Here is a 4037-nt window from a genome sequence, read left to right as displayed (position 1 = left end):
GGTGGGAGTTGGGGCAATAAAAAAAAATCGACCATATAGAGGCCATAGTTTAAAAATACCTGCCGAACTGTTCTTCTAACAGTGGGGTCGTCAACAGGTCTATCCAAGGCTGTGGAAAGATTGATTGCCAGGCCCTCACGGTCTTTTTTTGAAAAAACATAGATGATTAAGGCCACCACTTTTGCTAACCAGCGGGAAAGGTTGACAGGCAGGTAACGGGCAACAAAAAAGGTTGCATAATACGAAGCCGGACTGTCAAGAATGTGTCTGCGCATTTATATATTAACCTGGGTTCAGTGGTTCAGCGTTCAAGGTTCCGGGTTGATGTAAAAATACCGAAATACCCTGTAGTTTGGTACGGGGATAGGAAATTTAGCCCTCCGGATAAACCTTTCGCCATCTGAGCGGCGTAGCCGCGTTTCATAAAATCGTATTACGATTTTATTTTACCATACTCCAAATCAAGATTTTTTTCGATGGCCGCTTTTATTTTTTCCATTAATTCATCTTGATTGTTTTCATGATATCCGCGGGGGTCAATCACATCGCCGACAACGATTTCAATCTTACCGGGCATCAGCGCTAAGGTGTTTTTAGGGAGTACAAACCGGCTTCCGTTTACGGTAACCGGCAAAATGGGAACCCCCGACTTGAGGGCAATAATCGCCCCACCCATCCGGAATTTCAGCAGATGCCCAGTTTCACTTCTTGTTCCCTCAGGGAAAATGATTACAGATGTTCCCCTTTTAATCTTTCCGGAAGCTGTTTCGAGGCTGATAGATGCTCCCTCCCGGTTTTTTCTATCAATATATACATGTCCAGCTCTTTCAAGGGTATAACCAAAGATTGGCATTTTCCTAATGTCCGCTTTGACTACCCAGCGGAGCTGAAGGGGAATTTTGCCGATCAGGGCCCAAACATCGAACAGGCTCTGATGATTTGACATGACAATGTAGGTAAGGTTTTTGTTAATCTTTTCCTTACCTTTTATCGTTAACCGTGTACCTGAGAGAAAAATATTGAGCAGAGACCAGAACTTGCCGACATAGTGAGCTAAATTTCCTTTGCGGTCGAATTGAGAGATGATTATAGCGACCAGACATGCCACAATTGTGTTAAGTATCACGGAGATAAGGTAAAAAGGGCGTGTTAAAGGATACAAGACCCAATAAAAAAAAATCTTCAAAATGCCAACTCCTTATATCCTGTGTCTGGTAAATTCAACGGCAAATTTCTGAACCTTTGAACCCTGAACCTCTGAACCTGTGAACGGTTACTCAATAATAAACCTTTACAGCGAATGTTTATTGTGGATAAATTTACAGTTCCGGCCTTATCGTTACCGAATAACTAAGTTTATTGAAGCAATTTACAGCCAATTAGATAATAAAGTCAAATGTCAAATCCAATGTACAAAATACCCTGCTTGCTGATTAAAATTAAACATCAAATATTGCGTGCATTTTTTTTTCAAAACAATTCTATGGGTATTTATCTTTGGTTAGCTGTTTTCGTTGCAATAACCGGGTGTGCCCACCTTACGAACCAGAAGACAGCTACGGGGTTAAAAGCAAATCAGAAGCCCAAGGTATTTGTTATTATTCTGGATGCGCTGAAGCGTAAAACCTTAATGGAATCGCTTGATACTCTACCAAATTTCAAGGAAATCATCAAAGGAAGCGCAAACGATTATCCCTATATGTACTTTGAAAATGTCCTTGTCTCCATACCTTCCTCTTCCAAGCCATCCAACACCACCCTTTTAACAGGCGTGTATCCTGACAAGCACGGTGTTCCTTCAACGATATGGTTCGACAGAAAGAAACAAAAGATCAAGACGCTGGATTCAATTACGCAACGCCGGATTGTCAATATTTTGCAGGAAACCAATACCGATACCATTTTCGATTATGCCCGCAGATCAGGCGTAACAACAATGGCCGTGGCGACCCAGGTAGCCAAAGGGGTTGACAGTCGGGACTGGATTCAACAAAGCGTTCATCTCTGGGGCCAGGCCTTTTCCCTTAATCTTTTGCAAGAATTCAACCCCATTCCGGACGGTGCTCATCTTGACAGAGGTACGACTGTCGGTCTTTTAAAAGGTCATATGTACTCTTTGGCAGATGGGTTGGAAGGCAAACTGCGAACAAGCGGGGATATCCCCGACCTAACGGTTATCCATTTTGTCGGTATGGACATTTTTACACATTATCCCCGGCGGTTTATGCTGCAAGAGAACTGGTCCCTGGACGAGATCCAAAAGTGGTATCTGCAAAAGGTTCTTGACCCGGAGTTGGGAAAAATCAAGACTTTTTTAACAAAACATCAATTATACGATAATACGATTTTTTTCTTTGCCTCTGACCATGGACAGGCCCGCATCAGAAAACATATTGATGAAAAGAATTTCGAAAAAAGAATTTCGAATTATTTTAAAGTCATGGGGCGGCCTTACTCCATGGATCAAGCCGAAATTATCATTATGCCGGGTGCCAGCACCAAAACACTATATGTAAAAAATCGATCAAATTCCGGCTGGATGACTCCACCCCGTTTGCTTGAAGATGTAAAACCGGTTGTAGATGCCCTGATTGATACCAAGCCCATGCGAGAGCATTTAAAGGCCCTGCTGGTGGCCCGATATCCCGGTGAAAGAGATGAGGTTCCCCAAAAAAACAAAAAATCGAGAGAGATAGATCCTTTCTGGCTTTTTAATCTGAGCTATTATCGCCGGTCAGACCGCCAAAATAATGATTTTCTGAAAGCTTTAGAGCCTTTATCAAAAATAGATGATTTGGTGGGAAAGAATCTTAAAGCCGCTTATATGTATCGGCGCGATTTTGTGCGCCAAAACATACCGGATATTATCCTGATCAATCAGCCGGGCTATTTCTTCACACCTGATAGAGGTAAATACGCTCACCATGGAAGTATTTATCCGGACAGTGCCTATGTTTCATTCATGGTTTCAGGCCCGGCGATTCACAGGTTTTCAGATGCACCGCAAACAATTACCCGGCAAATCGATACCGTAGATCTGGTTCCGATGGTCGCCCATTTGGCGGGCATCAAAATCGATAGACCCGTTGATGGGATTAATCGGCTGTTGGAGGAGCGATGAAGTGTACCTGAACGTCACAATTCAAAGGCTTGATAGCCTGCAGACTTTAAGATTAATATCTTGCGCACTCTTTTTTTCCTTTTTAATGGGATGCTCCGCCCCATACATAGTCACTTCAGATAAATACTCACAATATGCAGGAGAGATCAATCAGCACACCCGTTTGATCCGGGCCCAGAGAAGCCGGATATTCCGAATGCTGACCCACGAGGATACCTTCAAAACCATATGTCCCCAGGGCACTATTGTTACATATGAACCCCCGCTGCCTTACCAGGTAGGGACTAACGTTAATACGTTTATCGATCACATATTTAAGCTAAAGTGGCGTTCACAGGTGGTGGAATTGATTCCGGACGAAAAAATACAACTCCAATTTCTGGACGGTTTTTTTGCCGGAGGGACTGAAATCTGGGAGCTTGAACCTGAGAATGGATTTACCAGGGCAACGCATACTATTATTATCAGGCCCCAGGGCTTTATCAAAAAACTGATATGGAATTTGAAAGTCAGACTCAAACACGACCGGATGGTGGAAGCTGCGCTTGATAATCTCAAACGTATGGCGGAAACAGACTGAATTATGGAAAAACCGAATCCCTGTATCCTGTGTAATACTTTGGAATTTCGTCCTGTCCATCGCAAAGATCAGTGGCAATACCTTTGCTGCCGCAACTGCAAGCTGGTATCTATTCATCCCCGGCCCACGGCCCGAATGTTAATGGAATATTACCGGGATTATTTGCCTGACCGGCCCGTGGACATCAGCAAATGGGAAGCCATGATAAAACCGGTGGTAGCTAACTCTGCCGATCTGATCGTTTCGCGGTCAAGAACCGGCGGCAAAAAAATGCTGGATATCGGTTGCGGATACGGTTTTTTGTTGAATGAAATGCAGTCCCGTGGATGGGATGTT

The 4037-nt window shown here is 43.6% G+C and carries 5 protein-coding genes; 3 read left to right on the top strand and 2 right to left on the bottom strand.

From position 1 onward, the window contains the following. Both V3S16_RS17840 and V3S16_RS17835 read right to left on the bottom strand, forming a co-directional pair. A partial coding sequence (locus V3S16_RS17840) for a hypothetical protein (RefSeq protein WP_413887431.1) occupies window positions 1–275 on the bottom strand: 275 nt, incomplete at its 3' end. A 158-nt stretch (window positions 276–433) separates the two neighbouring features. Beyond that, window positions 434–1186, bottom strand: a complete 753-nt coding sequence (locus tag V3S16_RS17835) for a lysophospholipid acyltransferase family protein (RefSeq protein WP_413887429.1) — start codon at window positions 1184–1186, stop codon at window positions 434–436. A gap of 297 nt (window positions 1187–1483) precedes the next feature. On the opposite strand from V3S16_RS17835, the gene V3S16_RS17830 reads away from it, so the two are divergent. The 3 genes from V3S16_RS17830 to V3S16_RS17820 all read left to right on the top strand — a co-directional run. Next, complete coding sequence (locus V3S16_RS17830) at window positions 1484–3121, top strand: alkaline phosphatase family protein (RefSeq protein ID WP_413887427.1); 1638 nt, start codon at window positions 1484–1486, stop codon at window positions 3119–3121. Window positions 3122–3317: 196 nt separating this feature from the next. Beyond that, window positions 3318–3701, top strand: coding sequence for a hypothetical protein (locus V3S16_RS17825; protein WP_413887425.1), 384 nt, complete (start codon window positions 3318–3320; stop codon window positions 3699–3701). Window positions 3702–3704: 3 nt separating this feature from the next. Then, the coding region (locus V3S16_RS17820) for a hypothetical protein (protein ID WP_413887423.1) at window positions 3705–4037 on the top strand (333 nt) is incomplete at its 3' end.

It is taken from the genome of Candidatus Desulfatibia sp. (assembly GCF_036446775.1).
Lineage (GTDB): Bacteria > Desulfobacterota > Desulfobacteria > Desulfobacterales > UBA11574 > Desulfatibia_A.
This window is presented reverse-complemented; position numbering and strand designations above follow the sequence as displayed.